Origin of the sequence: Rathayibacter sp. AY1F2 (assembly GCF_002930885.1) — a bacterium.
Classification (GTDB): Bacteria; Actinomycetota; Actinomycetes; order Actinomycetales; family Microbacteriaceae; genus Rathayibacter.
Window position 1 is genome coordinate 16,056 of record NZ_PSVG01000027.1, and the last position, 24,404, is coordinate 40,459.

Sequence of the window (24,404 nt, forward strand, 5' to 3'; positions counted from 1 at the left end):
GTCCCTCCGAGTGTAGATCGCCCCTCCGACACCGGGAGCGGTCAGGCGGTCCGCTGACGCGGCGCGGGCGAGGTGAGCGCCCCACCGACGTCCAGTCCGCGCCACGCGAGGGAGAAGCCGAGCACGGCGAGCGCCGACGTCGACACCGCCAGGAGCTGCAGGAGCGCGAAGGCGGTGAGGTCCTTCGTGTCGTCGGGGTAGTACTGGATGCCCTGGACGGCGAGAGCCGCGAGCAGCACCACCACGATCACCGAGCACACCAGGAGCAGCCGGTTCACCCCGCGCCGCGCGGGCCTCTTCGGCGCTCGGCCCACCTGGGCCCTGGTGGTCAGCCACGCGCAGGCGGCGGAGGCGGAGGCGAGCGCGACGAGGTCGGCCCCGAGGACGTCGCTCGCCCGGTGCCAGGAGGCGGCCATCGTCAGGTTGCCGACCAGCACCACGACCGCGCCGCCCAGCGCGAGCACGACGGTCCGCGCGCGCCCGGGGACGACCATCGCCAGGGCGAACACCACCGAGACGGCCGCCGCGGTGTGCCCGCTCGGGAAGCTGCCGCCGGTGTACCAGGAGTCGGTGTCGACCAGCTCGGGCCGCTCGAGGACCACGTTCTTGAGCAGCTGGGTGAGCCCGGCCGTGACGACGATCGAGCCGACGGAGGCGACGGCCAGCGCCGGGCGCCTCCGGATCAGTGCGATCGCCGCGACGAGCAGGGCGCCGACGACCATGGAGAGCGGGGTGACGTCCGCGAGCGCCCCCGCGGCGGCGCCGGTGGCGCGGCCGAAGACGAGGTCGGCGCCCCGGAGCCCCGAGTTCTCGACGCCCTGGCCCTGAGGGGTGAGCACGGCGAGCCAGTACACGACGGCGACGCCGATCACGGCGAGGACGGCGGTGGTGATCCAGCGGCGGGTGATGCGCTCTCGGGTGGACACGGGGCCTCCTCTCGAGGGTCGGGCGGGCGGTGGTGAGCCGATGATGCCAGCGCAGCCTCCGCGTCCGCTCGGCACGCGCCGGAGGAGCGCCCGATCACGATCCGGGTTCAGCCGCGGAGCAGACGCTCCTGCTCGGCCGCCCGCGCCTCGATCGCCAGATCGGGCTGGTCGGCGAAGACGCCGTCCACTCCCGAGCGGAGGATCATCGCGAACTCCTCCTGCCAGCCGCCGTACTCCGCCGGGTCCTTCCCGCGGCGGTGCACCTTCTCGAGGAACCGGTTCTCGGCGCGCAGCGTCCAGCAGTAGACCTCGAGCCCGGCCGCGTGCGCGTCCTCGACGAGCGGACCGGTCCCCGTCGCCCGGCCGGCCGCGTCCCGCGAGAAGAGCATGCTCTTGTCGACGCTGATCCCGTCGACGGCTCCGGCGAGGTTCCGCAGTCCCGCCGGCGTGGTGAAGGCGGAGTAGGGGGCCGCGTCGGCGCCGTGGGCGGCCACGAGGTCGGGCGGGGCGCCGCGCGACTCGAGCAGGTAGATCCGGCGGGTGCCGACTCCGCTCACCGCGAGCCGCTCCAGCACGGTCTTCTCGAAGCTCTCGATCGTGAGCCGCGGGTCGCGCGGACCCCAGCCCGCGGCGGCGAGCTCCTCGCGCAGCAGCACGTCCAGCGGCAGCCCGATCCCGGCGAAGTACGTCGCGTGCTTGATCTCGGCGACGAGCCCCGGCGGAGCGAGCGGATCGTCCTCCGCCGCCCGGTCCAGCAGCGCCAGCAGCTCGCTGAAGCGCAGCAGCGGGAACTGGCCGTCGAACGTGGCGCTGGAGCTGCGCACCGCCGGCAGCCGCTCGCGGGCCCGCAGCTCCGACAGCTCGTCCCAGGTGAAGTCCTCGGTGAACCAGCCGGTGATCTCGCGGCCGTCGATCCGCTTGGTGGTGCGGCGTGCAGCGAACTCCGGGCGCTTCTCGACGTCCGTCGTGCCGGAGATCTCGTTCTCGTGGCGAAGGACGAGCACGCCGTCGCGGGTCGCCACCAGATCGGGCTCGAGCGCATCGGCGCCCAGCGCGATCGCCAGCTCGTAGGCGGAGCGGGTGTGCTCCGGTCGGTAGCCGCTCGCTCCGCGGTGGCCGATGACGAGCGGTGACTGGCGCGCGGGCATGCCGCGATCCTACGGGCGGCTCTGCACGGCTCGCAGCGGAGTCGAGGTCCGCTCGAAGAGAACAGCCAGACTCTGAGAGGTGCTCTCAGATAAGGTGGTGTCCATCGTCGCAGTCCTCTCGGATCCGCGGCGCACCCCGCACCCACAGCGACTCAGATCCGCGAGTTCCCTCGGAGACCAGCGCACCTGAGAGAAGAGGAACCATGGCAAGCAACAATCCGGCCTTCGGACGCCCGGAGTTCAGCAACCGCGGCTACGCCGGCCGCGTGCAGGACCTCCCGGACGTCTCCCCCGGCACGCTCGACCAGATGTACTCCCGTCCGGCCGCCGGCTCCGTCGAGACCGACCGGATGACCGTCGAGGACACCCTCGCCAAGACCGCCCTCGCCTTCGTCGTGCTCCTCGCGGGTGCGGCCGTCGGCTGGTTCGTCCCGGGCCTGATGCTCCCCGCCGTGCTCGTCGCGCTGGTGCTGGGCATCGTCAACGCCTTCAAGAAGCAGCCGTCGCCCGCCCTGATCCTCGGCTACGCCGCGACCCAGGGCATCGCGGTCGGCGCGATCTCGAAGTTCTTCGAGAGCGCGTACGCCGGAGCGGTCGTCCAGGCCCTCATGGCGACCGTCATCGTGATCGGCGTCACCCTGGCGCTGTTCATGAACGGCAAGATCCGCACCTCGCCGAAGCTCAACAAGATCTTCTTCATCGGCATGATCAGCTACGCGGTGTTCTCGCTGGTGAACCTGGGCCTCGGCCTCTTCGGCGTCGGCGGCGGCTTCGGTCTCCGCACCGGCTTCATCGGCATCGTGATCGGCCTCATCGCCGTCGCGCTCGCCACGTACTCGCTCGTGATGGACTTCGAGTTCATCCAGCAGGGCGTGCGCAACCGCCTCCCCCGCATCTACGGCTGGACCGGCGCCTACGGCATCCTGGTCACCGTCGTCTGGATGTACCTGGAGATCCTGCGCCTCGTCGCGATCTTCCGCGAGTAGCACGGCGCACCACGTCCGACGGGCGCTCGACCTCCGGGTCGGGCGCCCGTCGTCGTTCCCGGCCCCAGCGTCGTTCCCGGTGCACTGCCGGGAGCGCCTGGCACGATGGAGGGATGAGCGCCGCAGACTCCCGGATCGTCGGCCTCGACGTCGCTCGCGGCCTGGCCGTCCTCGGCATGTTCGCCGCCCACCTCGCCCCGGTCGAGAGCGAGATGCTCTGGAACGGCCGCAGCTCCGTCCTCTTCGCCGTGCTGGCGGGAGTGTCGATCGGGCTGATGACGGGCGGATCACAGCGCTCCTCGCGGCCCTGGCACGACACGGGATCGATCCTGCTCCGCGGGCTGTACCTGCTCGTCATCGGCGTCGCCCTCACCCTGCTAGGGACGCCGATCGCGGTGATCCTGCCGCACTACGGGGTGATGTTCCTCGTCGCGGCGCTGCTGCTCTTCCTGCCGCGGGGGGTCCTCGCCGTGCTGGTCGCGGTCGCGGCGATCGCCGGGCCCCTCGCGGTCGACGCGCTGACGAGCGCCGGCGGCTCCTGGCTCTCGACCCTGTCGCCCGACGAGGCGCTCCTGGCCGCGCAGCCCCTCATCTGGCTCACCCAGTACTACCCGGTGCCGTCGTGGCTGGCGTACGTGGTGCTCGGCCTCCTGATCGCGCGCTGCGACGTCCGGTCCGCGACCACCCAGCGCTGGGTCGTCGTCGGCGGCGCCGTCTCGGCCGTGCTCGGCTACGGCGGCGGGCTGCTGCTCGGGGGTCCGGAGGCGGTGGAGGCGCACGCCAGCACCACCGCCGAGCTCCTCGGGGCGGGCGGGGTCGCCTGCGTGGTCCTCGGCGCGCTGACGGCTCTGCTGCAGCGGCTGCCGCTCCTGGCACGGGCGGCGACTCCGATCGCGGCCGTCGGTGCGATGCCGCTGACGATCTACTCGCTGCAGCTCGTGGCGCTGGCGGTGTACCTGGTCCCGTACGAGCCGTTCGACTTCGAGGCGTGGCGCAGCTGGACGCTGCTCGGCGTCTTCGTGGTCGGCTCGATCGTCGCCGCTCTCCTCTGGAGGCGGCTCGTGGGGCAGGGCCCGCTGGAGTGGCTGCTCGCGCGCGCGTCGCTGCGACCTCGGGGACCGCGCGCGGCGCTGGGTTAGGGTGGCCGGATGATCACGCGTCGCGAGGCCGCTCAGCGCCTCGACATCCCCCTCGAGATGGCGACGCGGCACGGCATCCCCACCCGTCTGTCGGAGGAGGAGCTCGCCGCCCTCGAGCAGGATCCGCCCGCCTGGCTCGTCCAGTCGCGCGCGAACCGCACCGGCAGGCGTCCCGTGTGGGTGACCCTGGACTGCGCCGTCTGCGGCCGCTCCGAGGCCGCCCGCCCGAAGAAGTGGTGGCCCGAGTTCACGTTCCTCGTCTGCGAGGACCACTCCCCCGCCTCCTGGCCGCACCACCCCGAGGGCCACCGCCGCGACGAGTACGACGGCATCGGCACCCGCTTCATCGGCGTGCTCGACACCCCCGCCTGACCCGCGCTCGCGCGCCTGCCGCCTGCACCTCGGCCCCCGGACCAGCGCCGACCCGCGTTCCCCGACCGCTCGGCAGGAGCTCGCTTCTCCGCCGGCACCCCAGGAACGTCCCCGCAGGGCCTCGTCCCGCTGACCGCCACTCGGAACGCCTCGCCAGGCACCGGTCAACCCCGACCGATCCCCCGGCCGAACCGCGGCCACCCGTTCCCTGAACAGCCACCTGAGCTCGTTCCCCGACCTGCACTCCGGGAACGGCCCCCTCGGGGCTCGTTCCTCTCCACCTGCACCCGGGAACGGCCCCGCAGGGGCTCGTTCCCCCACACTCTCCCCTCAACAAGAAACGGCCCCCTCGAAGGGAGCCGTTCCTGACGTTCCGCGGGTCTCCGCGCGGTCAGCTGCAAGGCGGAGAAGGGCGCGATACCGGAGGTATCGCAACCGCCGACAACGCCGCAGATGACCGTGCGGAGACCCGCGGAATCACTCCCACTCGATGGTGCCGGGGGGCTTGGACGTCACATCCAGCACCACCCGGTTCACGCCGCTCACCTCGTTGGTGATGCGGTTGGAGATTCTGGCGAGGAGGTCGTAGGGCAGGCGGGTCCAGTCGGCGGTCATCGCGTCTTCCGAGGAGACGGGGCGCAGGACGATGGGGTGGCCGTAGGTGCGGCCGTCGCCCTGGACTCCGACGGAGCGGACGTCGGCGAGGAGGACGACGGGGCACTGCCAGATCTCGGTGTCGAGGCCGGCGGCGGTGAGCTCGGCGCGGACGATGGCGTCGGCGTCCTGGAGGAGGTCGAGCCGCTCCTGGGTGACCTCGCCGACGATGCGGATGCCGAGGCCGGGTCCGGGGAAGGGCTGGCGGCCGACGATGACCTCGGGGAGGCCGAGCTCGCGGCCGATCGCGCGGACCTCGTCCTTGAAGAGGGTGCGGAGCGGCTCGACGAGCGCGAACTGCAGGTCCTCGGGGAGTCCGCCGACGTTGTGGTGGGACTTGATGTTGGCGGTGCCGGTGCCGCCGCCGGATTCGACGACGTCGGGGTAGAGCGTGCCCTGGACGAGGAAGTCGATCGTCTCGCCCTCGCCCTGCGCTTCGAGCACGAGCGCTTCGGCGGCGGCCTCGAAGGTGCGGATGAACTCGCGGCCGATGATCTTGCGCTTCTGCTCCGGGTCGCTGACGCCGGCGAGCGCGTCGAGGAACTGCTCGCGCGCGTCGACGGTGACCAGGCGGACGCCGGTCGCGGCGACGTAGTCCTCCTCGACCTGGCGGCGCTCGTCCTTGCGGAGGAGTCCGTGGTCGACGAAGACGCAGGTGAGCTGATCGCCGATGGCGCGGTGCACGATCGCAGCGGCGACGGCGGAGTCGACTCCGCCGGACAGGCCGCAGATGACGCGTCCGGTGCCGACCTGCTCGCGGATCACGGCGACCTGGTCGTCGATCACGTTGGAGGAGTTCCAGTCGGCCGGGATGCCCGCGGCGCGGTGGAGGAAGTTCTCGATGACGGCCTGGCCGTAGGCGGAGTGCTTGACCTCCGGGTGCCACTGCACGCCGTAGAGGCGGCGCTCGTCGTTGCCGAAGGCGGCGACCGGGGTGGAGCTCGTGGAGGCGAGGACCTCGAAGCCCTCGGGTGCCTGTGCGACCGAGTCGCCGTGGCTCATCCACACCGTCTGGTCGGCGGGCTGCTCGCCGAGGAGCACGCCACCGTCGGTCGAGAGGGCGGCGTCCGTCGCTCCGTACTCGCGCAGCCCCGTGTTGGCGACCTCGCCGCCGAGCGTCTTCGCCATCACCTGGAAGCCGTAGCAGATGCCCAGGACCGGGACCCCGAGGTCGAAGATCGCGGGGTCGAGCTGCGGGGCGCCCTCCTCGTACACGCTGGAGGGGCCGCCCGAGAGGATGATGCCGACGGGCGACTTCGCGGCGATCTCGGCGGCCGTGGCGTTGGAGGGCACGATCTCGGAGTAGACGTTCGCCTCGCGGACCCGGCGGGCGATCAGCTGCGCGTACTGCGCGCCGAAGTCGACGACGAGGACGGGCTGCGCGGCCAGGTGCGGCTGGGGAGCGGTGGGCTGCTCGCTAATGGGGGGCCTCCACGGAGTCGGTCGGGGTCTTCGGGTCGGTGCCGGCGGTCCGGCGCTCGAGGTACTGCTCGACCTCGCGGGCGATGCGGGTCTCGACGAAGAAGGAGAGGGTGGGCACCACGCCGCCGAGCGCGATGAGCACGAAGCGCGTGAACGGCCAGCGCATGAGGCTCCACAGGCGGAAGTCGGCGAAGAGGTAGACGACGTAGAACCAGCCGTGCGCGATCAGGATGCCGGTGGACAGGTTCGCGCCGGTGCCGCTCGACGTGAACTCGCCTCCGGGCACCTCGTACATCGGGGCGAAGTGCAGGACGCCCTGCTGGCCGAAGGCGAACAGCTCGAGGTGGAAGACGTACTTGAGGAGCATCTCCGCGCAGAGCAGGAGCAGCATCACGCCGGTGATGATCGAGGTCACCCGGTAGAAGCGCAGCGCGCTCCGGATCGCAGGGAACTGCGCGGGCTTGGGCTCGAGGGGCATGACGACCAGTTTACGGTGCGGGGGCGGGGGCCTCGGCCCGGTCGCCCAGGTCGGCGCGGGCGCGCTCCTCGGCGTCGAGCGCCTCCTCGGCCTCGCGCTCCCACGCGTCCTTGACGAGGCGGAACCAGAGGTAGAGGGCGAAGCCGGCGAAGACGACCCACTCGATCGCGTAGAAGACGTTGAGCCAGTTCAGCGAGACGTCGCTCACGCGCGCCGGGGAGTCGATGGCCTCGAGGCCGGCGACCGGCTCCTCGACGACGACGTAGCCCTGGTAGACGTCCTGGGGCGGGTCCGGCCAGCGGTTGATCAGCGCGGGGACGGAGAGCGCGGTGAGGGTGGCGGGGTCCAGGCCCTCCGCCGGCGCCTCCGCGGCCTCGTTCGCCACGAGGCGGCCGGTGAAGGAGGACGGTGCCTGCTCGCTCCCGCTGTTCAGCGCGTCCGCGACGGACTGCGCCTGCGTTTCGTCCTGCGTCCAGCCGTAGGCGAGCACCAGGTCGGCGTCGGCGGTGCGGGTGCGGGCGATGACCCACCAGCCCGGCTGCTCGCCGTTCAGGCGTCCGCCGAGGATCTCGGCACCGCCCGGCACGAAGACGGACGAGCCGTCCACGCGCTGTCCGTCGGCGGTCGCCGTGATCGAGCGGGAGGGGGTCGCGACCTCGGCGAGCGGGAGCGTCGTCTCCGACACTCCGGAGTCGGGCGCGGCGGCTTCGACCGCGCGGCCGACCTGCCACTGCCCGAGCGCGGCGAAGAGCCCGGCGATCAGGAGTGCGAGCGCCAGCGCGGCGATCCAGCGCGGGCGCCGGGCCACCTGCCCGACCGTGCTCTGCGTCATTCGTCCCTCGTCCGCCCTCGATCCGTGCGGTGTCCCGCGGGCCGGATCGAGCCTAACCCGTGAGTGTGGGAGCTCCGTGGGATCAGTAGTCGGGCTCCCTCGGGCGGCGGGGCCGGGCGTCGTCGGCGCCGTCGGACTGCTGCATCGCCTGGTCGATGAGCGCCTGGCGCATCGGATCGGGGAACTCGTCGTCGAGCTCGTCCGGCTCCGCGGGGCGCCTCGGAGCAGCGGGGGCCTCCTCCGCGGAGACGGCGGGCGCGGCCATCGCCGCCTCCACGAGCGCGAAGTCCTCCTCGTCCATGGCCGTGGCCGCTGCGGGTGCCGGGCGGTGCCGCCGCCGCGAGAGGAACGCGCCGATGCTCTCGGAGCGCGAGGCGAGGATCGGCCCGACGATCGCCATGATCAGCACGTAGAGGCCGGCGAAGGGCTGGATCCGCTCGTCGAGCCCCGCCGAGAGCGAGAGCGTCGCCAGGATGAGCGCGAACTCGCCGCGGTTGTGCAGGATGAACGCCGCGTTCAGGCCCGCGCGCGGTCCGAGCTTGTTGAGCCACGCGACGAACTGCCCCGCGCCGAGGTTCAGGACGATGGTCATCACCGCGGCGATCAGCACCGGGACCACGACGCTCGGGAACGCACCGGGATCCAGCCCGAGACCGAAGTTGACGAAGAAGAAGGCTCCGAACACGTCGCGCAGCGGGATCGCGATGTGCTCGACCCTCGACCGGAACCGCGTCGCTCCGATGACCAGTCCGATCAGGAACGCGCCGATCGCGTCCGTCACTCCGAGGACCTCGCCGATGCCGCCGAACAGGATGGCGAGACCGAAGAACAGGATCGTGAACAGCTCGTCGTCGCGGGTGCGGAAGAAGCGGGAGACGACCTTCCCGCCCCAGCGGGCGATCGCGAACATCACCACGAGGAACGCGAACGCGATGACGAGCTTGAGCACCACCGGCCACGGCTCCGTCTCGCCCGAGAGCACCACGGACACGATCGCCAGGTAGACCGCGATGAAGATGTCCTCGACGACCGTGACGCCCAGGATCATCGGCGTCTCGGGGTTCGCCAGGCGCTTGAGCTCGATCAGCAGCTTGGTGACGATCGCGCTCGAGCTCGTCGCCGTGATGCCGGCGATGATCAGCGCCTCGCGGCTCCCCCAGCCCAGCGCGAAGCCGAAGCCGAGGCCGACGGCCATGTTGACCGCGATGTAGGAGCCGCCGGAGAGGATCAGGCGGCCGGCGTTCCCGAAGAACTCGTCCTGGTCGAACTCCAGGCCGAGGTTGAACAGCAGGAGTATCAGCCCGAAGACCGCGGTCAGCTCGATGTAGCTCGACTCGAAGTCGAGCGGGAAGAGGTGGAAGTTCGGGCTCGCGAGGAGCCCGACGACCATGTAGATCGGGATGGCCGGGAGCCCGATCGTCCTCCCCAGCCGGCCGAGGACGTAGGCGACGACGAACAGGACGCCGAGGACGATGAGGTCTTCGCCGTGGTGCATCCTCAGGCTCCGGGCGGGGCGTCGACCGTCTTGGCGAAGCTGCCGGTGCGGAAGAACGCGAACGCCTTGGCGACCTTCTCGGGGCTGCCGGCGACCACGAGGGTGTCGCCGGGGAAGACGCGGAAGTCGGGGGCCGGCGCCGGATTGGCGGCGTCGCCCCGGACCACGGCGACGACGGTCAGCCCGACGATCCCTCGGTCGGCGGGCTTGCCGAGCTGCTGTCCGGCGATGTGGTCGTCGTAGTCGACGGTGAACCAGTCGATCGAGAGGCCCGGGATCTGATCGAGCGCGGTCAGCGACTCCGTGATCTGCGTGCCGCCGAGGAGCTCGGCGAGGGTGTGCGCCTCGTCGTCGCTCAGGCGGAGGGACACCTTGGCGCCGTCCTGGTCGCCCTCGGCGAACGTGATCAGGTCGCTGTGGCCGGAGCGGTGGGCGATGACCCCGACCTTGCCGCCGTCGGCCGTCAGGAACGTGTGCAGAACGCCGACACCGGGCAGTTTGACCCTGCGGACCTCGACCATGCGTGCTCCCTCCGCGCCGTGCGGCGCTCCCACTCGGGACTTCCAGCTTAGGCGCGTGCGGAGCCCTCCTGCCGAGGGAACCCCGACCCGTCGAGGGATCCCGCAGTTCCCGGCGGGCTCGGCGGTCCTGCGTCCCTCGCTGTCCACAGGGGGTGGGGGGAGTCTCCACAGGAGGAGCGGAGGGAGGGAAAGGGGGGCGGAAGCGTGCAGTGGGGATCTGTCGAGACGGAGCGTGCCGCCGGTCGGACGAGTCCGTGCGGCTTCGCCGCGGTACGCGCGGACCGGCGAGTGGGCGAGGGCCTCCGCGGACGAGCGGCAGCGGGCGCGGATCGACGCCGTGGCCGCGACCTGGAGCGCGCCCTTCGTCCTCCGCGAGTCGGCGGCGGCGGTCCGGGACCCCCTGGTCGAGCCGCTCGCGGTGACCGTGCATGTCGAGGGGCGACGGACCCGGGCAGCCGGATGCGGAACGGCGTCGCGGAGCGCGCGTCCGCCCTCACCCGCACTGATCGACGGACTCGCCGTCTCGGATCTCGCGCAGACCGCCGTCGATCCGAACCGACCCGGCGTTCCTCGGGGGCCGCTCGCCCGAGCACGTGCTTCTCGCCCAGAAGCGCCGGGAAGACCGTATTCGCGCGCGCGGGTCCGCAGTGTCGTCCGCCGGGCTGGCGCGAGGCCTACGACGCCAGCACGTCCGGCCGGCCCGCGCCGGCGTCCGCCGCGTCCAGGGACTCCCGGGCCGTCGAGGGAGCCCGCTGTTCGCGGTGGCCTCGACGGTCAGGATCGCCTCGGTCGGTGAGCGTCAGCTGGGCTGGTACGGCGCGACGACGACCTCGACCCGCTGGAACTCCTTGAGGTCGGAGTAGCCGGTCGTCGCCATCGAGCGGCGCAGGGCGCCGATGAGGTTCGCCGTGCCGTCGGCGCCGGTCGCCGGGCCGTAGAGGACCTGCTCGAGGGTGCCGACGGTGCCGACCTCGACGCGGCGGCCTCGCGGCAGCTGCGGGTGGTGCGCCTCCGCGCCCCAGTGCCAGCCGCCGCCCGGAGCGTCGGTCGCGCGCGCCAGCGCCGAGCCGAGCATCACGGCGTCCGCGCCCACCGCGACGGCCTTCACGATGTCGCCGGAGGTGCCGAGGCCGCCGTCCGCGATGACGTGCACGTAGCGTCCGCCCGACTCGTCGAGGTAGTCGCGGCGAGCGCCGGCGACATCGGCGACCGCGGTCGCCATCGGAGCCTGGATGCCGAGCGTCGTGCGAGTGGTGGAGGCGGCACCGCCGCCGAACCCGACGAGGACGCCCGCGGCGCCCGTGCGCATGAGGTGCAGGGCCGCGGTGTAGGTGGAGGCGCCGCCGACGATGACGGGCACATCGAGCTCGTAGATGAACTTCTTGAGGTTCAGCGGCTCGGTATCGCGCGAGACGTGCTCGGCCGAGACGGTCGTGCCGCGGATGACGAACACGTCGACCCCGGCGTCGACGACGGTCTGGTACAGCTCCGCGGTCCGCTGGGGCGACAGGGCCCCGGCGACGGTCACGCCCGCGGCGCGGATCTCGGCCAGGCGCGCGGTCACCAGCTCGGGGCGGATCGGAGCGGAGTAGATCTCCTGCATCCGCTGCGTCGCGGTCTCGGCCGGAAGCCGGCGGATCTCCTCGAGCAGCGGCTCCGGGTCCTCGTACCGCGTCCACAGACCCTCGAGGTCGAGGACGCCCAGCGCCCCCAGATGCCCGAGCCGGATCGCCGTCGCCGGCGACACCACCGAGTCCATCGGCGCGGCGAGGATCGGCGTCGCGAACTGGTACGCGTCGATCGACCACTTCACCGACACGACCTCGGGGTCGCGCGTCCGGCGGCTCGGGACGACGGCGATGTCGTCGAAGGCGTACGCGCGGCGGGCGCGCTTGGCGCGCCCGATCTCGATCTCCATGACGCTGAGTTTACTGTGGCTCGCTCCTCGCTCCTCGCTCCGCTCGTCGCTCGCCCGCGGTCGGCCCGAGCGGGCGGTCGCGTTCCGCAGAGCGGGTCGCGTCCGCGCTACGCCGATCCGCTCGCACGCGGATCGCCGGTTACCGCTGAGCGGTGTCAGCTGTGGCTCGCTCCTCGCTCCGCTCGTCGCTCGCCCGCGGTCGGCCCGAGCGGGCGGTCGCGTTCCGCAGAGCGGGTCGCGTCCGCGCTACGACGATCCGCTGGAACGCGGATCACCGGCTACCGCTCCTACCGGGCTCCTCACCGGGCCGCGATCGACGCGAGCGGGCGCACTCCACCAACAGGTGAAGCCTGCGCGGCCGCCACCACCATTCGCTGCAAGGCGGGAAGCCCGTCCCCACTCCGTCGCGCTCGCGCGCGGCGCACGACCACTCCCCCGTCGGCACAGGCGGAAGCCTCCCCCCGCAGTCGCGGCGGCGCATCGCGCCGCTCGCGCTGCGTACCCCGCCCCTCAGCCGAGGACCGGTGCTCGTCTCCCGGAGGGAGGCGGCGGATCGGGATCGCGGCCCCTCCGGCGTGGTGGGCGTATGGGCCGCAGGCCCATCGGGCAGAGGGGCCGCGATCCCGATCCGCCGCCGGCCCCACCAGACCTCTCAGCGCCGGTAGTTCGGCGCCTCCACCACCATCTGCACATCGTGCGGGTGCGACTCCTTCAGCCCGGCCGCCGTGATGCGCACGAACTTCCCGCGCTCCTTCAGCTCGGGGATGGTGCGCGCTCCGACGTAGAACATCGACTGGCGGAGCCCGCCGGCGAGCTGGTACGCCACGTTCGCGAGCGGGCCGCGATAGGGCACCTGGCCCTCGATGCCCTCGGCGATCAGCTTGTCGTCGGTGGGCACGTCGGACTGGAAGTAGCGGTCCTTCGAGTAGGAGGTCCGCTCGCCGCGGGTCTGCAGGGCGCCGAGGGAGCCCATGCCGCGGTAGGTCTTGAACTGCTTGCCGTTCTGGAACACGAGGTCGCCGGGGCTCTCCTCGCAGCCCGCGAGGAGAGAGCCGAGCATCACGGTGTCGGCGCCGGCGACGAGCGCCTTGGCGATGTCGCCGGAGTACTGGAGGCCGCCGTCGGCGATGACGGGGACGCCGGACTCGCGCGCGGCGAGGGACGCCTCGTAGACCGCGGTGACCTGCGGGACTCCGACGCCGGCGACGACGCGGGTGGTGCAGATCGAGCCGGGGCCGACGCCGACCTTGATGGCGTCGGCGCCCGCGTCGACGAGGGCCTGCGCCCCGGAGCGGGTCGCGACGTTGCCGCCGATGACGTCGACGCCGGCGAACGCGGAGTCGGACTTCAGGCGGCGGATGATGTCGAGCACGCCGGCGGAGTCGCCGTTGGCGGTGTCGACGACGATCACGTCGACGCCCGCGTCGAGCAGGGCGGTGGCGCGCTGCCAGGCGTCGCCGAAGAAGCCGATCGCGGCGCCGACCCGGAGGCGGCCCTCGTCGTCCTTCGTGGCGTTGGGGTACTGCTCCGACTTGTCGAAGTCCTTGACCGTGATGAGGCCGGCGAGCTTGCCCTGCGCGTCGACGAGCGGCAGCTTCTCGATCTTGTGCTGCGCGAAGAGGGCGATGACCTCGCTGTCGGGGATGCCGACGCGGCCCGTGATCAGGCCGGTGCTGGTCATCACGTCGCGGACGAGCGTGGTCGCCTTCTCGAACGGCGAGACGAAGCGCATGTCGCGGTTGGTGATGATGCCCACGAGCACGCCGGTGGAGTCGACGACGGGGAGGCCGCTGATCCGGTACTGGCCGCAGAGGTCGTCGACCTGGGCGACGGTGGCGTCCGGGGTGGTGGTGACGGGGTTCGAGACCATGCCCGACTCGCTCCGCTTCACCCGGTCGACCTGGTCGGCCTGGTCGGCGATGGAGAGGTTGCGGTGCAGGACGCCGAGGCCGCCCTGGCGGGCCATCGCGATCGCCATGCGCGCCTCGGTGACGGTGTCCATCGCCGCGGAGAGCAACGGGGTCGCCACGCTGATGCGCTTGGTGAGACGGGAGGCCGTGTCGGCCTCGCTCGGGATGACGTCGGTGTGCCCTGGGAGGAGCATGACGTCGTCGTAGGTGAGTCCGAGGAATCCGAAGGGATCCGGCTGGTCCATCAATGCCCCTTAGCAGGTCGAGTGCGGGAGCCCGGAGAGGACGGGAGGAGTCCGCTCACGAGCGCCACGGTTGTTCGATCTTAAGCGCCGTGAGGCTCGCGGTATTCCTCGACGGCGCGGCCGCCGGGCCGCGGATGGGCGCTGGAGCGCTCTCCTCTCCCTCATAATGTCGTCACGCGTAAGTGCGGACGGTGAAACACCGCCGACACATGCGGAACGTATGGTCAACCAACGTTGTTTGACGACGGCGACTCGGGCGTGCCCGGAGACCCCATCCGTCTGTGCACCCTGACGAGAGGTAGACGTCTTGCTCACAGCCAGCCGTTCGATGCGCCGCCAGCGCTCGACGACCCTGCATCCGACGGACCGGGAGGCGCCCCGTGGATAGGAGACGCCCGAGGCTCCGAGACCGGCTCCTGGCCCTGGGTCTGCTCGCCGCGACCCTCACCGGGATCGCCGCGGCGGCCCCCGCCGCACTCGCCGCCACCACCGCCGACCAGTCGATCATCGCCTGGGTCCGCGTGCAGGGGACGAACGAGAACCTGACGGGGGTGACCGTCGAGATCGGCGGCGACGCCTCCGCGACCGTGACCACCGGCGAGGACGGCCGGGCCACGTTCCCCCTCGACGCCGCGGGCACCTACACGGTGACCGTCGATGAGGAGTCCCTGCCCGCCGACAAGGGCTACCCCGCCGCGGGTCAGAACCCGAAGCAGGTGAAGATCGTCGCCTCGCAGAACCAGATCGTGAACTTCATCGTCTCGACGGCCAACCCGAAGGGCTCCGGAGCGACCGTCCCGGTCCCGACGGACTCCGCGGCTCCGACGAGCCCCGCGACCGAGGGCACGACCGGCAACGACGCGACGAACCCCGACGGGACGTCCAACGCGGTGAACCAGCCGGTGTCGGCCGACACGTTCTGGATCATCTTCTGGCCGAAGGTCGTCACCGGCCTGATCTTCGGGCTCCTGATCGCCCTCGCGGCGATCGGCGCCTCGCTGATCTACGGCGTGACCGGCCTGAACAACTTCGCCCACGGCGAGCTGGTCACCTTCGGGGCGCTGATGGCGTACCTCTTCTCCGGGGTCTTCGGACTCCCGGCGCTGCTGGCCATCCCGATCGCGGTGATCCTCGGCGGGGCCTTCGGCTTCGTCCAGGACGGGCTGCTCTGGAAGCCGCTGCGGAAGAAGGGCATCCAGCTCATCCCGCTGATGATCGTGACGATCGGCCTCTCGCTGGCCCTGCGCTACGTGTTCGTCTTCTTCTTCGGAGCCGACCGCCTCTCGCTCCCCAACAGCACCGCTCCGTTCTTCACGGTGCCGGAGCTCGGGATCAGCCTGAAGTTCACCGACATCGTCGGCGCCGTCGTCGGCGTCGTCTGCATCGTCGCCGTGGCCTACGTCCTCACGAAGACGAAGATCGGCAAGGCGATGCGGGCGGTCTCGGACAACCGGGCCCTCGCCTCCGCCTCGGGCATCAACGTCGAGCGCGTCATCCGCGTCGTCTGGGTGATGTCGGGCGCTCTCGCCGCGCTGGCGGGCGTCTACATCGGCTACTACCAGTCGCTGCGCTGGGACACGGGAGCGTCGATCCTGCTGCTGATCTTCGCGGCGATCACGCTCGGCGGACTCGGCTCCGCCTACGGCGCGCTGGTCGGCTCGCTCATCATCGGACTGATGATGAACATCTCGACGATCTGGATCCCGGAGAACCTCAAGTACGTGGCTCCGCTCGTTCTCATGATCATCATCCTCCTGGTCAGGCCGCAGGGAATCCTGGGCCGCAAGGAACGGATCGGCTAGGACACCATGAACCTCAACTTCATCTGGCTGGCGATCGGGCAGATCGTCGATCCCACTGTCGCCGCGTACGCGCTGGCGACCATCGGCCTGGTCATCCACTTCGGATTCACGGGGCTGCTCAACTTCGGACAGGCCGGCTTCATGGCGGTGGGCGGCTACGCCTTCGCCATCACCTCGGTCAAGTTCGAGTGGCCCGTCTGGGGCTCCTTCCTCGCGACGATCGTCGCGGCGACCGTCTTCGCGCTCATCCTGGGCATCCCGACGCTCCGGCTGCGGGCCGACTACCTCTCGATCGTGACGATCGCGGCGGCGGAGATCATCCGGCTCTCGGTCAAGACCCCCGAGTTCTCGGCGATCACCGGCGGCTCGGAGGGCATCAACGGCGCGGCGAAGGCGTTCAACGACCTCAACCCGCTCCCCGAGGGCCGCTGGGGCATCGGCGTCCTCACCTACAGCCAGGACCAGTGGTGGGTGCGGATCGTCGGCTGGGGCCTCGTGCTCCTGGCCTGCCTCCTGGTGTTCCTCCTGATGCGCAGCCCCTGGGGCCGCGTCATCAAGGGCATCCGCGAGGACGAGGACGCCGTGCGCTCGCTCGGCAAGAACGTCTTCTCGTACAAGATCCAGGCGCTCATCCTGGGCGGCGTGCTCGGAGGCCTCGCAGGAGCGCTGTTCATCCTCCCCCGCTCGCTCCAGCCCGACAACTACGGCACCCAGCTCACGTTCTTCCTCTACACGATCATGCTGCTGGGCGGCGCCGCGACGGTCTTCGGACCCGTCGTCGGCTCGATCATCTTCTGGGTCGTCCTCGGTCTGACCGACGGACTGCTCACGCTCGGGATCGACACCGGGGTCCTCAACAACGACCTCATCCGCCTCACCACCGTGCAGACCGGACCCATCCGGTTCATCGTGGTGGGGGTAGCCCTCATGCTCCTGGTGATCTTCAGACCTCAGGGGATCTTCGGCAAGAAGAAGGATCTGCACTTTGCCTAAGACGCCGGTCTCGGACATCACCGAGGAAGCAATCGTCCCCGGGGTCAGGAAGAAGGACCCCATCGTCGTCGCCGACAACGTCAGCCGCCGCTTCGGCGGCCTGACCGCGGTCGACGTCGAGCACCTCGAGATCCCCCGCGGATCCATCACCGCCCTGATCGGCCCGAACGGGGCCGGCAAGACCACGTTCTTCAACCTGCTGACGGGCTTCGACAAGCCCAACACCGGCAAGTGGAACTTCAAGGGCAAGAACCTCGCCAACGTCCCGGCCTACCGGGTGTCGCGGATGGGCATGGTGCGCACGTTCCAGCTCACCAAGGCGCTCGGCGGCATGACGGTGCTCGAGAACATGCTGCTCGGCGCGAAGGGGCAGAAGGGCGAGAACATCTTCACCTCGCTCATCCGCCCGCTGTGGTCGAAGGAGGAGGACTCGATCGAGCAGCGCGCGATCCGCCTGCTCGAGAAGTTCAAGCTGGACACCAAGCGGGACGACTATGCGTCGAGCCTGTCGGGCGGCCAGAAGAAGCTGCTCGAGATGGCGCGGGCGCTGATGTCGGAGCCCGAGCTCGTCATGCTCGACGAGCCGATGGCCGGCGTGAACCCGGCGCTGACGCAGTCGCTCCTGGGTCACATCGTGAACCTGAAGGACGAGGGCATGACCGTGCTCTTCGTCGAGCACGACATGCACATGGTCAACACGATCGCCGACTGGGTGATCGTGATGGCCGAGGGCAAGGTCGTCGCCGAGGGCCCGCCCTCGACCGTGATGAACGACCCGGCCGTCATCGACGCGTACCTCGGCGCGCACCACGACACCGACCTGGGCACGATCGAGGGCCAGCTCGAGATCGCCGAGGAGATGGACTCCGACCTCGTCCGCGAGGACGTGGAGCGGCAGGCGGAGCAGGCCGGCATCCCGACGCCCGGCCACGACGCTCCGGCGGCCGGAACGGCGTCCCCGTCGGCCTCCGCGCCGACGAGCGTCGCCCCGACGACCGACGCCCCGGCCGTCGAATTCGAGAAGGACGAGAGATGACCGCCGACACGACGACTCCGAACACCCTCGAGACGCACGATCTGCACGCGGGCTACGTGCCGGGGGTCAACATCCTCAACGGCTCGAACGTCTACGTGAAGCGCGGCGAGCTCGTCGGGATCATCGGCCCGAACGGTGCAGGCAAGTCGACGCTGCTGAAGGCGATGTTCGGCCTGGTCAACATCCGCCAGGGCACCGTCCTGCTGAACGGCGAGGACATCACCGGCCTCAAGGCCGACAAGCTGGTGTCCAAGGGCGTGGGCTTCGTGCCGCAGAACAACAACGTCTTCCCGTCGCTCACCATCGAGGAGAACCTCGAGATGGGCATGTACCAGAAGCCGAAGCTGTACAAGGAGCGGCTCGAGTTCGTCACCGAGCTCTTCCCGGAGCTCAGCAAGCGGCTCAAGCAGCGCTCGGGGTCGCTCTCGGGCGGTGAGCGCCAGATGGTGGCGATGTCGCGGGCTCTGATGATGGACCCGTCGATGCTGCTGCTCGACGAGCCCAGCGCCGGCCTGTCCCCGATGCGGCAGGACGAGACCTTCGTCAACGTGCAGCGGATCAACCGCGCGGGCGTCTCGATCATGATCGTCGAGCAGAACGCGCGGCGGGCGCTGCAGATCTGCGACCGCGGCTACGTCCTCGACCAGGGCCGCGACGCCTACGAGGGCGCGGGCCGGGAGCTGATGAACGATCCGAAGGTCATCGAGCTCTACCTGGGCACGCTCGCGACGACCAACGAGGTCACCACGAGCACCCCGACCGTCGGCGGCTGACCCCCGCTGCGAAGGGCCCGTCGTCTCCGGACGGCGGGCCCTTCGTCGTTGCCGGGGCGCGGAGCGGGCGCGAGCGGGCCGAGGGGCCGGTGCGGCTCCGGGGCGGAGGCGGGGCCGCTCGCGCAGGGCGCCGGGCGGCTCGGAGACCACTCCGAGCAGGGCGGGAAGGCAGGCGGCTCGGTGCCCGGAGACGCGCCGGCAAGGGGTGCCGCAGAAGGGAGGCGGGGGGGCCGCTCTCCCGGCGCGGACAGGCCTTCACCGGTCTCTCCGCGATGCCCGCCGAACCCCCGGGAAGTCGGCGGAACGGCGGGCCAGACCCTCGGTCTCCTGTCCGCGGGACGAGGGCAGGACAGCGAGAGTCTCTCCGCACCAGCGACCCCCACGAGGGGGACAGGATATCGCCCTGCCTGCCGTAGTTTTGGGGACACGGGACAGCCCTGCAGGGGGACGTCCCGCTCCCCTCTCCCCCGGTAGGGACCGCGATCGGCCGCCGATCTCCTCCCCTCCCCGCAGCGCCTCGAGCGCCGCGTCGTCCGCCTCGAAGGAGCCGACCATGAAGAGATACACCCCCGCCCCTGTGGAACTCGGAGCCGGCTTCGGCACCGGTGCGATCGGCGACTACGAGCGCTGGCGCGTCGTCGGCGTCTACGCCCAGGTCGTCATCGCCGAGACCACCGGCGGCAAGCGCCGCAACTACAGCCGTTCCTTCGTCACGTACCGCCTGGCGCAGGAGGCGGAGCTGCTCCGCGCCTCCTAGGCCCTCCGCACTCCACGAGCGCGCGTCCTCCCACTGGAGGGCGCGCGCTTCTGCGTTCCCGCTCGACGTCGTCGCTCCCGCCCGCGGTTCGGCAGGGCGCCCCCTCGAGGCCGGGAGAGGCGCTCGGAGGCGCGTACAGGCCGTCAGAGCCGCTCCTCCTCCCGGGTGGCTCCTCGACGCCACGCCGGGCCCTGGACGCCGCGGAGCCGTCCGCCCGCACCCGACAGCGGCCACCCTCCCGGACGACCGCCGCGCCTCGCTGCGTCCGCACGACCGGCGCGTCTCCTGCTCTCCGCTCCGGGAACGGCGGAGGGGCCCGGTCCGAAGACCGAGCCCCTCAGGGATGCGGCAGGAGCCGCGTCACCGCGTCGTCAGTTCAGCGAACCCTCGACGGTCTCCTCGAAGGAGGTGGTGTTGCCCGTGCCGTACTTGTAGATCGAGACCGAGGCCTCGCTGGTGTCGCCGTTCTCGTCGAACGAGATCGGGCCGGAGAGGCCGTCGTAGTCGACGTCCTCGCCGTCGGCGATGAGCTTCGCGCAGTCGGCGAAGGTCGTGCACTTGGTGCCGCCCTCCGAGACCGACATGAGGTTGTCGCGGATGGTCGCACCGTCCGTCGCCTTGCCCTGGAGCGCGGCGAGAGCGGTCAGGACCGTGGCGTCGTACGACTCCGGCGCGTAGCTGAACACGGTCAGCGCGTCGTTGCCCTGCGACTCGACGAGCGACTGCAGCTTGCCCTGGAAGTCCTCGGACGCCTGGACGCCCGGGTTGGTGAACTGGGCGCCGGCGATGTCGACGTTGGTGTCGGACTCGCCGATGACGCCGTAGTTGCCGTCCGTGCCGTAGAGCTTCGAGAAGTCGAAGCCCTTGGCCGAGAGCTGCTCCGCGATGGTCTTGATCTCGTCGAACGAGATGACGACCAGCGCGTCGGGGTTCGGGGCGAGGACCGAGGTCAGCGCCGAGTTGAAGTCGGTCGAGGCCGGCTCGAAGATCTCCTCGGCCGCGACGGATGCTCCGCCCGCCTCGAGGGTCTCCTTGATGTTCTTCTCGAGGCCGGTGCCGTACGCGTCGTTCATGTACAGGATCGAGACGTTGGTCTTGCCGTCGCCGAGGATCTTGTTGCCGAGGATTCGGCCCTGGAGCACGTCCGAGGGAGCGGTGCGCCAGTAGTAGCCGTCGTCGTCGTAGGTCGTGAAGTCCGGCGAGGTGTTGGCCGGCGAGATCTGGACGACGCCCGCCTGGGTCACCTGGTCGATGAAGGTCTTCGAGACGCCCGAGGACGCCGCGCCGATGATGGCGGAGACGTTGTCGGCGATGAGGGACGTGGCCGACTGCGTCGCGATGTCGGTCGTGGTGTCGCCCGAGTCCTTCTGCTCCACGTCGATCGTGATGCCGGCCTTGGCGTCGTTGATGTCGACGACCGCCTGGTCGACGCCCGCGATCTCGGGCGGGCCGAGGACGGCGAGGGTGCCGGTCTGCGGGAGGATCGTGCCGATCTTGAGGGACAGGTCGCCCGAGCCGCTGTCGCCGCTCGATCCGCTGTCGCCGCCGCCGGCGCAGCCGGCGAGGACGAGAGCGCTGGCGCCCAGAATGGCGACGCCGCCGAGGGTTGCCCGGAGGGACCGCGCGCGGGCCGAGCCGGCCTTCGCGTAAACGCCCATGTTGCTCCTTGAGAGGTGTGTGTCAGTGGGAGCGGCGCCGGTGGCAACCGCTCGGCCAACCTAACCTTCGAAGCAGCCGTGAACAATACAGGGGTGTTACCAATACGTTTCGCGACCGGATCGTTACCATTCCGCTGTCGCGCCGCGCCAGGACGACGCGTTCCGCAGATCAGACGGAGGATCGGCGCCGTCTGCGCTCCGCGGCGACGAGGTCGCCTGAGAAGATCGCCAGGGCGGCCCACACCAGCGCGAAGCCGATCCAGCGCTCGAGCGGCATCTCCTCGTGCAGGACGAAGGCCCCGACGAGGAACTGCAGGAACGGCGTCAGGTACTGCACGAAGCCGACGATCGACAGCGGGAGGCGCCGGGCGGCGCCCGCGAACAGGAGCAGCGGGACGGCCGTGACGATCCCGGCCGAGGCGAGGATGAGGGCGTGCCCCGTCCCCTCCGTCGTCAGGGTCAGCCCCACCGTGGAGCCGACGACCGCCAGCTGCACGACGGCGAGCGGCGTCAGCCAGAGCGTCTCGAGCGTCAGCCCGCCGACCGCGTCCACCGTGCCGCCGACGCGGCTCTTCACCAGGCCGTAGAGGCCGAACGAGAAGGCGAGGGCGAGCGAGATCCACGGGAAGGATCCGTAGCCCACCGCGATGACCAGCACCGCGACCGCGCTGACGCCCATCGCGGCCCACTGCAGGGGCCGGAGGCGCTCGCGCAGCACCAGGACGCCCAGCAGCACCGTGACCAGCGGGTTCATGAAGTAGCCCAGGGCCGCCTCGATGACGTGGCCCGTGGTCGTGGCGATCACGTAGACCTGCCAGTTGACGTAGATGAGCACGCCCGCGATCGCCATCACGCCGAGCAGGCGGGGGCGGCGCAGCAGCGCGCCGAAGGAGCGCCAGCCGCGGAGGACCGTGAGCAGGATCACGCAGAAGACGAGCGAGAAGAGCACCCGGAACGCGACGATCTCGAACGGCGAGGCCGGCGCCATCGCGATGAAGTAGAGGGGCATCGCACCCCAGAGCAGGTAGGCCGAGAACGCGAACAGCAGCCCCGTGCCGGACATCCCGCCCGGGCGTCCCGCCGCTCCGAGCGCCTCCACTCCTTCGCCGACGGGCACGTCCGAAGGGGACGGCGAGACGGACTCGGCAGGGGTGCGGGAGCTGGTCACTCCCCCGATGCTACGCAGCCGCGGGGTGGGGAGACGGCCCCGTAGCGGGCGGATCAGGCCACTGGCCGCGAGGAGGACCGGGAACGACGGAAGGGCCCGCCGACCGAGGTCGACGGGCCCTTCCGAGGGATGCTGCCTAGCGGACGACGACCGCGAGGACGTCGCGAGCGGAGAGGACCAGCAGGTCCTCGCCACCGAACTTGACCTCGGTTCCGCCGTACTTGGAGTAGATCACCTTGTCGCCGACGGCGACGTCGAGCGGCACGCGGTTGCCGTTGTCGTCGATGCGACCGGGTCCGACGGCGACGACCTCGCCCTCCTGCGGCTTCTCCTTGGCGGTATCGGGGATGACGAGACCGGAAGCGGTCACCTGCTCCGCCTCGACCTGCTTGATGACGATGCGATCTTCGAGCGGCTTGATGGACACCGACACGGTTGACCTCTTTCTTGACGACGATGTGGGCGGAACGCGGTTCTGGCACACACGCTCCGAGAGTGCTAGATCCATCGTAGGGGCTCCGCTGGCACTCGTGCAATCAGAGTGCCAAGCGGGGCGGCGGACCCGCCGGGAGGCCGTGGCCTACCATGGCCGGATGCGACGCGACGAGCTGGTCGAGCTCCTCTCCCCCGAGGGCCTCCGGCTCCTCGATTCCCTCGACGGCTACCGGTCCGACGACCTGGTGCGGGCCGTGGCACGCCTCCGGGCCGCCGGCCACTCCCCCGTCCTCGTCGCCGCGGTGCTCACCCAGGCGAGGCTCCGGCAGAAGGCGGAGGCGAAGTTCGGCGAGTTCGCCCGCTCGATGCTCTTCACGGACGCGGGACTCGAGCAGGCGACGCGGCTGCGCGTCGCCGCCCTGCACGCCGGCCGGTTCGCTGCGGCGGGAGCGGCGCGCGTCGCCGACCTCGGCAGCGGGATCGGCGGCGACGCCCTCGCGATGGCCGCGATCGACCTGGCGGTCACCGCCGTCGAGGCCGACGAGGTCACCGCGACCCTGGCCAGCTTCAACCTCGCCCCGTTCCCCGCGGCGAGCGCCGTGCACTCGACGGCCGAGGGCTTCGACCTCGACGGCTTCGACGCCGTCTACCTGGACCCGGCACGCCGCACGGCCGGCCACCGCGAGACCCGCCGGCTCGACGATCCGGACGACTACTCCCCCTCCCTCGACTTCGCGTTCGGCCTGGCCGAGCACCGTCCCGTGGGCGTGAAGGTGGGTCCCGGCTTCGACCGCGAGCGCCTGCCGCGGGACGCCGAGGCGCAGTGGGTCTCGGTCGACGGGGAGCTGGTCGAGACCGGGATCTGGTTCGGTTCTCTGGCTCGCCCGGGCGTGCGCCGCTCCGCTCTGCTGCTCGGCGCGGACGGCTCCTCCGAGCTCACCGCGGCGGGCGACAGCGAGGACGAGGAGGTCGGCCCCCTCGGCGCGTTCGTGCACGAGCCGGACGGCTCCGCGATCCGCGCGCGCCTCCTGGGCGAGCTCGCGCGCTCCAGCGGCTCGCGGATGCTCTCGCCCGGCATCGCCTACCTGACCGGCGACCAAGAGGCCGCCTCGCCCTTCCTCCGCAGCTTCCGGGTCCTCGCCGAGCTGCCGCTGGACGAGCGCACGCTGGCGAAGGAGCTGCGCACCCGCGGCATCGGCGTGCTCGAGATCAAGAAGCGCGGGGTGGACGTCGACCCCGCCCGCTTCCGCAAGCGGCTGGGCCTCTCCGGCGCCGGCAGCGCGGTGCTGATCCTGACGCGGATCGCCGGGCGCCACCGCGCGCTGCTCGCGGAGCGCGTCGAGCGGCCCGCGCCGGCTCAGTAGCCGGAGGTGCCGGCGGCGAGGGCCACCACGACGAAGACGAGGAAGACCGCCAGGTAGATCAGCGAGACGGCGATGCCGGCGAACCCGGTGATGATCGCGGTCAGCGCGAAGCCGCGCGCGGCCGGCTCGCGCCGGCGTCCGAGGAAGCCGAGCACGACGGCCGGAGCCGACAGCAGGAAGCCGAAGCCGGCGGCGAAGAGCGTGATGACCAGGCCGACGATGCCGAGGATCATCCCGACGAGGCTCAGCGTGCGGGGGACGACGGGCGCCGGTGCGGCCGCGTAGGCGGCGGGGTGGCCGGGCACGGAGGAGTAGGCGCACGCGCGTGATCCCCCGCGCCTCCGCGGCCGCCCGGGCCGGGCCGTGCAGCGC

21 protein-coding genes and 1 pseudogene are annotated in these 24,404 nt (G+C 71.2%); 9 read left to right on the forward strand and 13 right to left on the reverse strand.

Annotated features, from left to right (window positions below; translation table 11 throughout):
* Window positions 1–41: 41 nt before the first annotated feature.
* Together C5C54_RS15795 and C5C54_RS15800 are read right to left on the reverse strand one after the other, a co-directional pair.
* Window positions 42–926: a phosphatase PAP2 family protein gene (locus C5C54_RS15795; RefSeq protein ID WP_104224743.1), complete on the reverse strand. Its 885-nt coding sequence runs from the start codon at window positions 924–926 to the stop codon at window positions 42–44.
* A gap of 107 nt (window positions 927–1,033) precedes the next feature.
* Window positions 1,034–2,074, reverse strand: a complete 1,041-nt coding sequence (locus C5C54_RS15800; RefSeq protein ID WP_104224742.1) for a glycerophosphodiester phosphodiesterase family protein — start codon at window positions 2,072–2,074, stop codon at window positions 1,034–1,036.
* A 203-nt stretch (window positions 2,075–2,277) separates the two neighbouring features.
* Here C5C54_RS15800 and C5C54_RS15805 point away from each other — a divergent pair, with 203 nt between their 5' ends.
* The 3 genes from C5C54_RS15805 (at window position 2,278) to C5C54_RS15815 (ending at window position 4,571) form a co-directional block, all read left to right on the forward strand.
* The gene (locus C5C54_RS15805) at window positions 2,278–3,060 is read left to right on the forward strand and encodes a Bax inhibitor-1/YccA family protein (protein ID WP_104224741.1); all 783 of its coding nucleotides are present in this window, start codon (window positions 2,278–2,280) and stop codon (window positions 3,058–3,060) included.
* Between the two features lie 113 nt (window positions 3,061–3,173).
* A complete protein-coding gene (locus C5C54_RS15810) occupies window positions 3,174–4,199 on the forward strand; it encodes a DUF418 domain-containing protein (RefSeq protein WP_104288767.1) in 1,026 nt (341 codons plus the stop codon).
* A gap of 9 nt (window positions 4,200–4,208) precedes the next feature.
* The gene (locus tag C5C54_RS15815) at window positions 4,209–4,571 is read left to right on the forward strand and encodes a DUF5997 family protein (RefSeq protein WP_104224739.1); all 363 of its coding nucleotides are present in this window, start codon (window positions 4,209–4,211) and stop codon (window positions 4,569–4,571) included.
* A gap of 477 nt (window positions 4,572–5,048) precedes the next feature.
* On the opposite strand, the gene guaA is transcribed toward C5C54_RS15815, so the two are convergent.
* The 7 genes from guaA to guaB form a co-directional block, all read right to left on the reverse strand.
* Window positions 5,049–6,614: a glutamine-hydrolyzing GMP synthase gene (gene guaA, locus C5C54_RS15820; RefSeq protein ID WP_104227304.1), complete on the reverse strand. Its 1,566-nt coding sequence runs from the start codon at window positions 6,612–6,614 to the stop codon at window positions 5,049–5,051.
* 28 nt (window positions 6,615–6,642) lie between these two features.
* Entirely contained in the window at window positions 6,643–7,125 is a 483-nt protein-coding gene (locus C5C54_RS15825) for a DUF3817 domain-containing protein (RefSeq protein ID WP_104234169.1), read from the reverse strand.
* Window positions 7,126–7,135: 10 nt separating this feature from the next.
* Complete coding sequence (locus C5C54_RS15830) at window positions 7,136–7,957, reverse strand: SURF1 family cytochrome oxidase biogenesis protein (RefSeq protein WP_104288768.1); 822 nt, start codon at window positions 7,955–7,957, stop codon at window positions 7,136–7,138.
* An 82-nt stretch (window positions 7,958–8,039) separates the two neighbouring features.
* Window positions 8,040–9,452, reverse strand: a complete 1,413-nt coding sequence (locus C5C54_RS15835; protein ID WP_104288769.1) for a cation:proton antiporter — start codon at window positions 9,450–9,452, stop codon at window positions 8,040–8,042.
* A 2-nt stretch (window positions 9,453–9,454) separates the two neighbouring features.
* The gene (locus C5C54_RS15840; protein ID WP_068256939.1) at window positions 9,455–9,973 is read right to left on the reverse strand and encodes a cation:proton antiporter regulatory subunit; all 519 of its coding nucleotides are present in this window, start codon (window positions 9,971–9,973) and stop codon (window positions 9,455–9,457) included.
* Window positions 9,974–10,772: 799 nt separating this feature from the next.
* Entirely contained in the window at window positions 10,773–11,891 is a 1,119-nt protein-coding gene (locus C5C54_RS15845) for a GuaB3 family IMP dehydrogenase-related protein (protein ID WP_104224734.1), read from the reverse strand.
* Between the two features lie 652 nt (window positions 11,892–12,543).
* Complete coding sequence (gene guaB / locus C5C54_RS15850) at window positions 12,544–14,046, reverse strand: IMP dehydrogenase (protein WP_104224733.1); 1,503 nt, start codon at window positions 14,044–14,046, stop codon at window positions 12,544–12,546.
* Window positions 14,047–14,426: 380 nt separating this feature from the next.
* On the opposite strand from guaB, the gene C5C54_RS15855 reads away from it, so the two are divergent.
* The 5 genes from C5C54_RS15855 to C5C54_RS15875 all read left to right on the forward strand — a co-directional run bounded on the left by C5C54_RS15855 (window position 14,427) and on the right by C5C54_RS15875 (window position 19,407).
* Window positions 14,427–15,848 (forward strand): branched-chain amino acid ABC transporter permease, encoded by a 1,422-nt coding sequence (locus C5C54_RS15855; protein WP_104224732.1) that lies wholly within the window; start codon window positions 14,427–14,429, stop codon window positions 15,846–15,848.
* Between the two features lie 6 nt (window positions 15,849–15,854).
* A complete protein-coding gene (locus C5C54_RS15860) occupies window positions 15,855–16,841 on the forward strand; it encodes a branched-chain amino acid ABC transporter permease (RefSeq protein WP_104224731.1) in 987 nt (328 codons plus the stop codon).
* A complete protein-coding gene (locus C5C54_RS15865) occupies window positions 16,834–17,877 on the forward strand; it encodes an ABC transporter ATP-binding protein (RefSeq protein ID WP_104251056.1) in 1,044 nt (347 codons plus the stop codon). The genes C5C54_RS15860 and C5C54_RS15865 overlap by 8 nt, the downstream gene beginning before the upstream one ends.
* A complete protein-coding gene (locus tag C5C54_RS15870; protein WP_104224729.1) occupies window positions 17,874–18,650 on the forward strand; it encodes an ABC transporter ATP-binding protein in 777 nt (258 codons plus the stop codon). The genes C5C54_RS15865 and C5C54_RS15870 overlap by 4 nt, the downstream gene beginning before the upstream one ends.
* Before the next feature lie 553 nt (window positions 18,651–19,203).
* Window positions 19,204–19,407, forward strand: coding sequence for a hypothetical protein (locus tag C5C54_RS15875; RefSeq protein WP_146076626.1), 204 nt, complete (start codon window positions 19,204–19,206; stop codon window positions 19,405–19,407).
* 371 nt (window positions 19,408–19,778) lie between these two features.
* Here the strand turns inward: C5C54_RS15875 and C5C54_RS15880 are convergent, their stop codons facing one another.
* The 3 genes from C5C54_RS15880 to groES form a co-directional block, all read right to left on the reverse strand.
* Window positions 19,779–21,065, reverse strand: a complete 1,287-nt coding sequence (locus tag C5C54_RS15880; RefSeq protein WP_104234163.1) for an ABC transporter substrate-binding protein — start codon at window positions 21,063–21,065, stop codon at window positions 19,779–19,781.
* Window positions 21,066–21,234: 169 nt separating this feature from the next.
* On the reverse strand, window positions 21,235–22,128 hold the full coding sequence (gene rarD, locus C5C54_RS15885) for an EamA family transporter RarD (protein WP_104224726.1): 894 nt from the start codon (window positions 22,126–22,128) through the stop codon (window positions 21,235–21,237).
* Between the two features lie 241 nt (window positions 22,129–22,369).
* Window positions 22,370–22,666: a co-chaperone GroES gene (gene groES, locus C5C54_RS15890; protein ID WP_097167691.1), complete on the reverse strand. Its 297-nt coding sequence runs from the start codon at window positions 22,664–22,666 to the stop codon at window positions 22,370–22,372.
* Window positions 22,667–22,826: 160 nt separating this feature from the next.
* On the opposite strand from groES, the gene C5C54_RS15895 reads away from it, so the two are divergent.
* Entirely contained in the window at window positions 22,827–24,032 is a 1,206-nt protein-coding gene (locus tag C5C54_RS15895; protein ID WP_104288770.1) for an SAM-dependent methyltransferase, read from the forward strand.
* Here C5C54_RS15895 and C5C54_RS15900 read toward each other — a convergent pair.
* A pseudogene (locus tag C5C54_RS15900) lies at window positions 24,026–24,404 on the reverse strand (hypothetical protein); the annotation flags it as partial. The gene C5C54_RS15895 and the pseudogene C5C54_RS15900 overlap by 7 nt on opposite strands.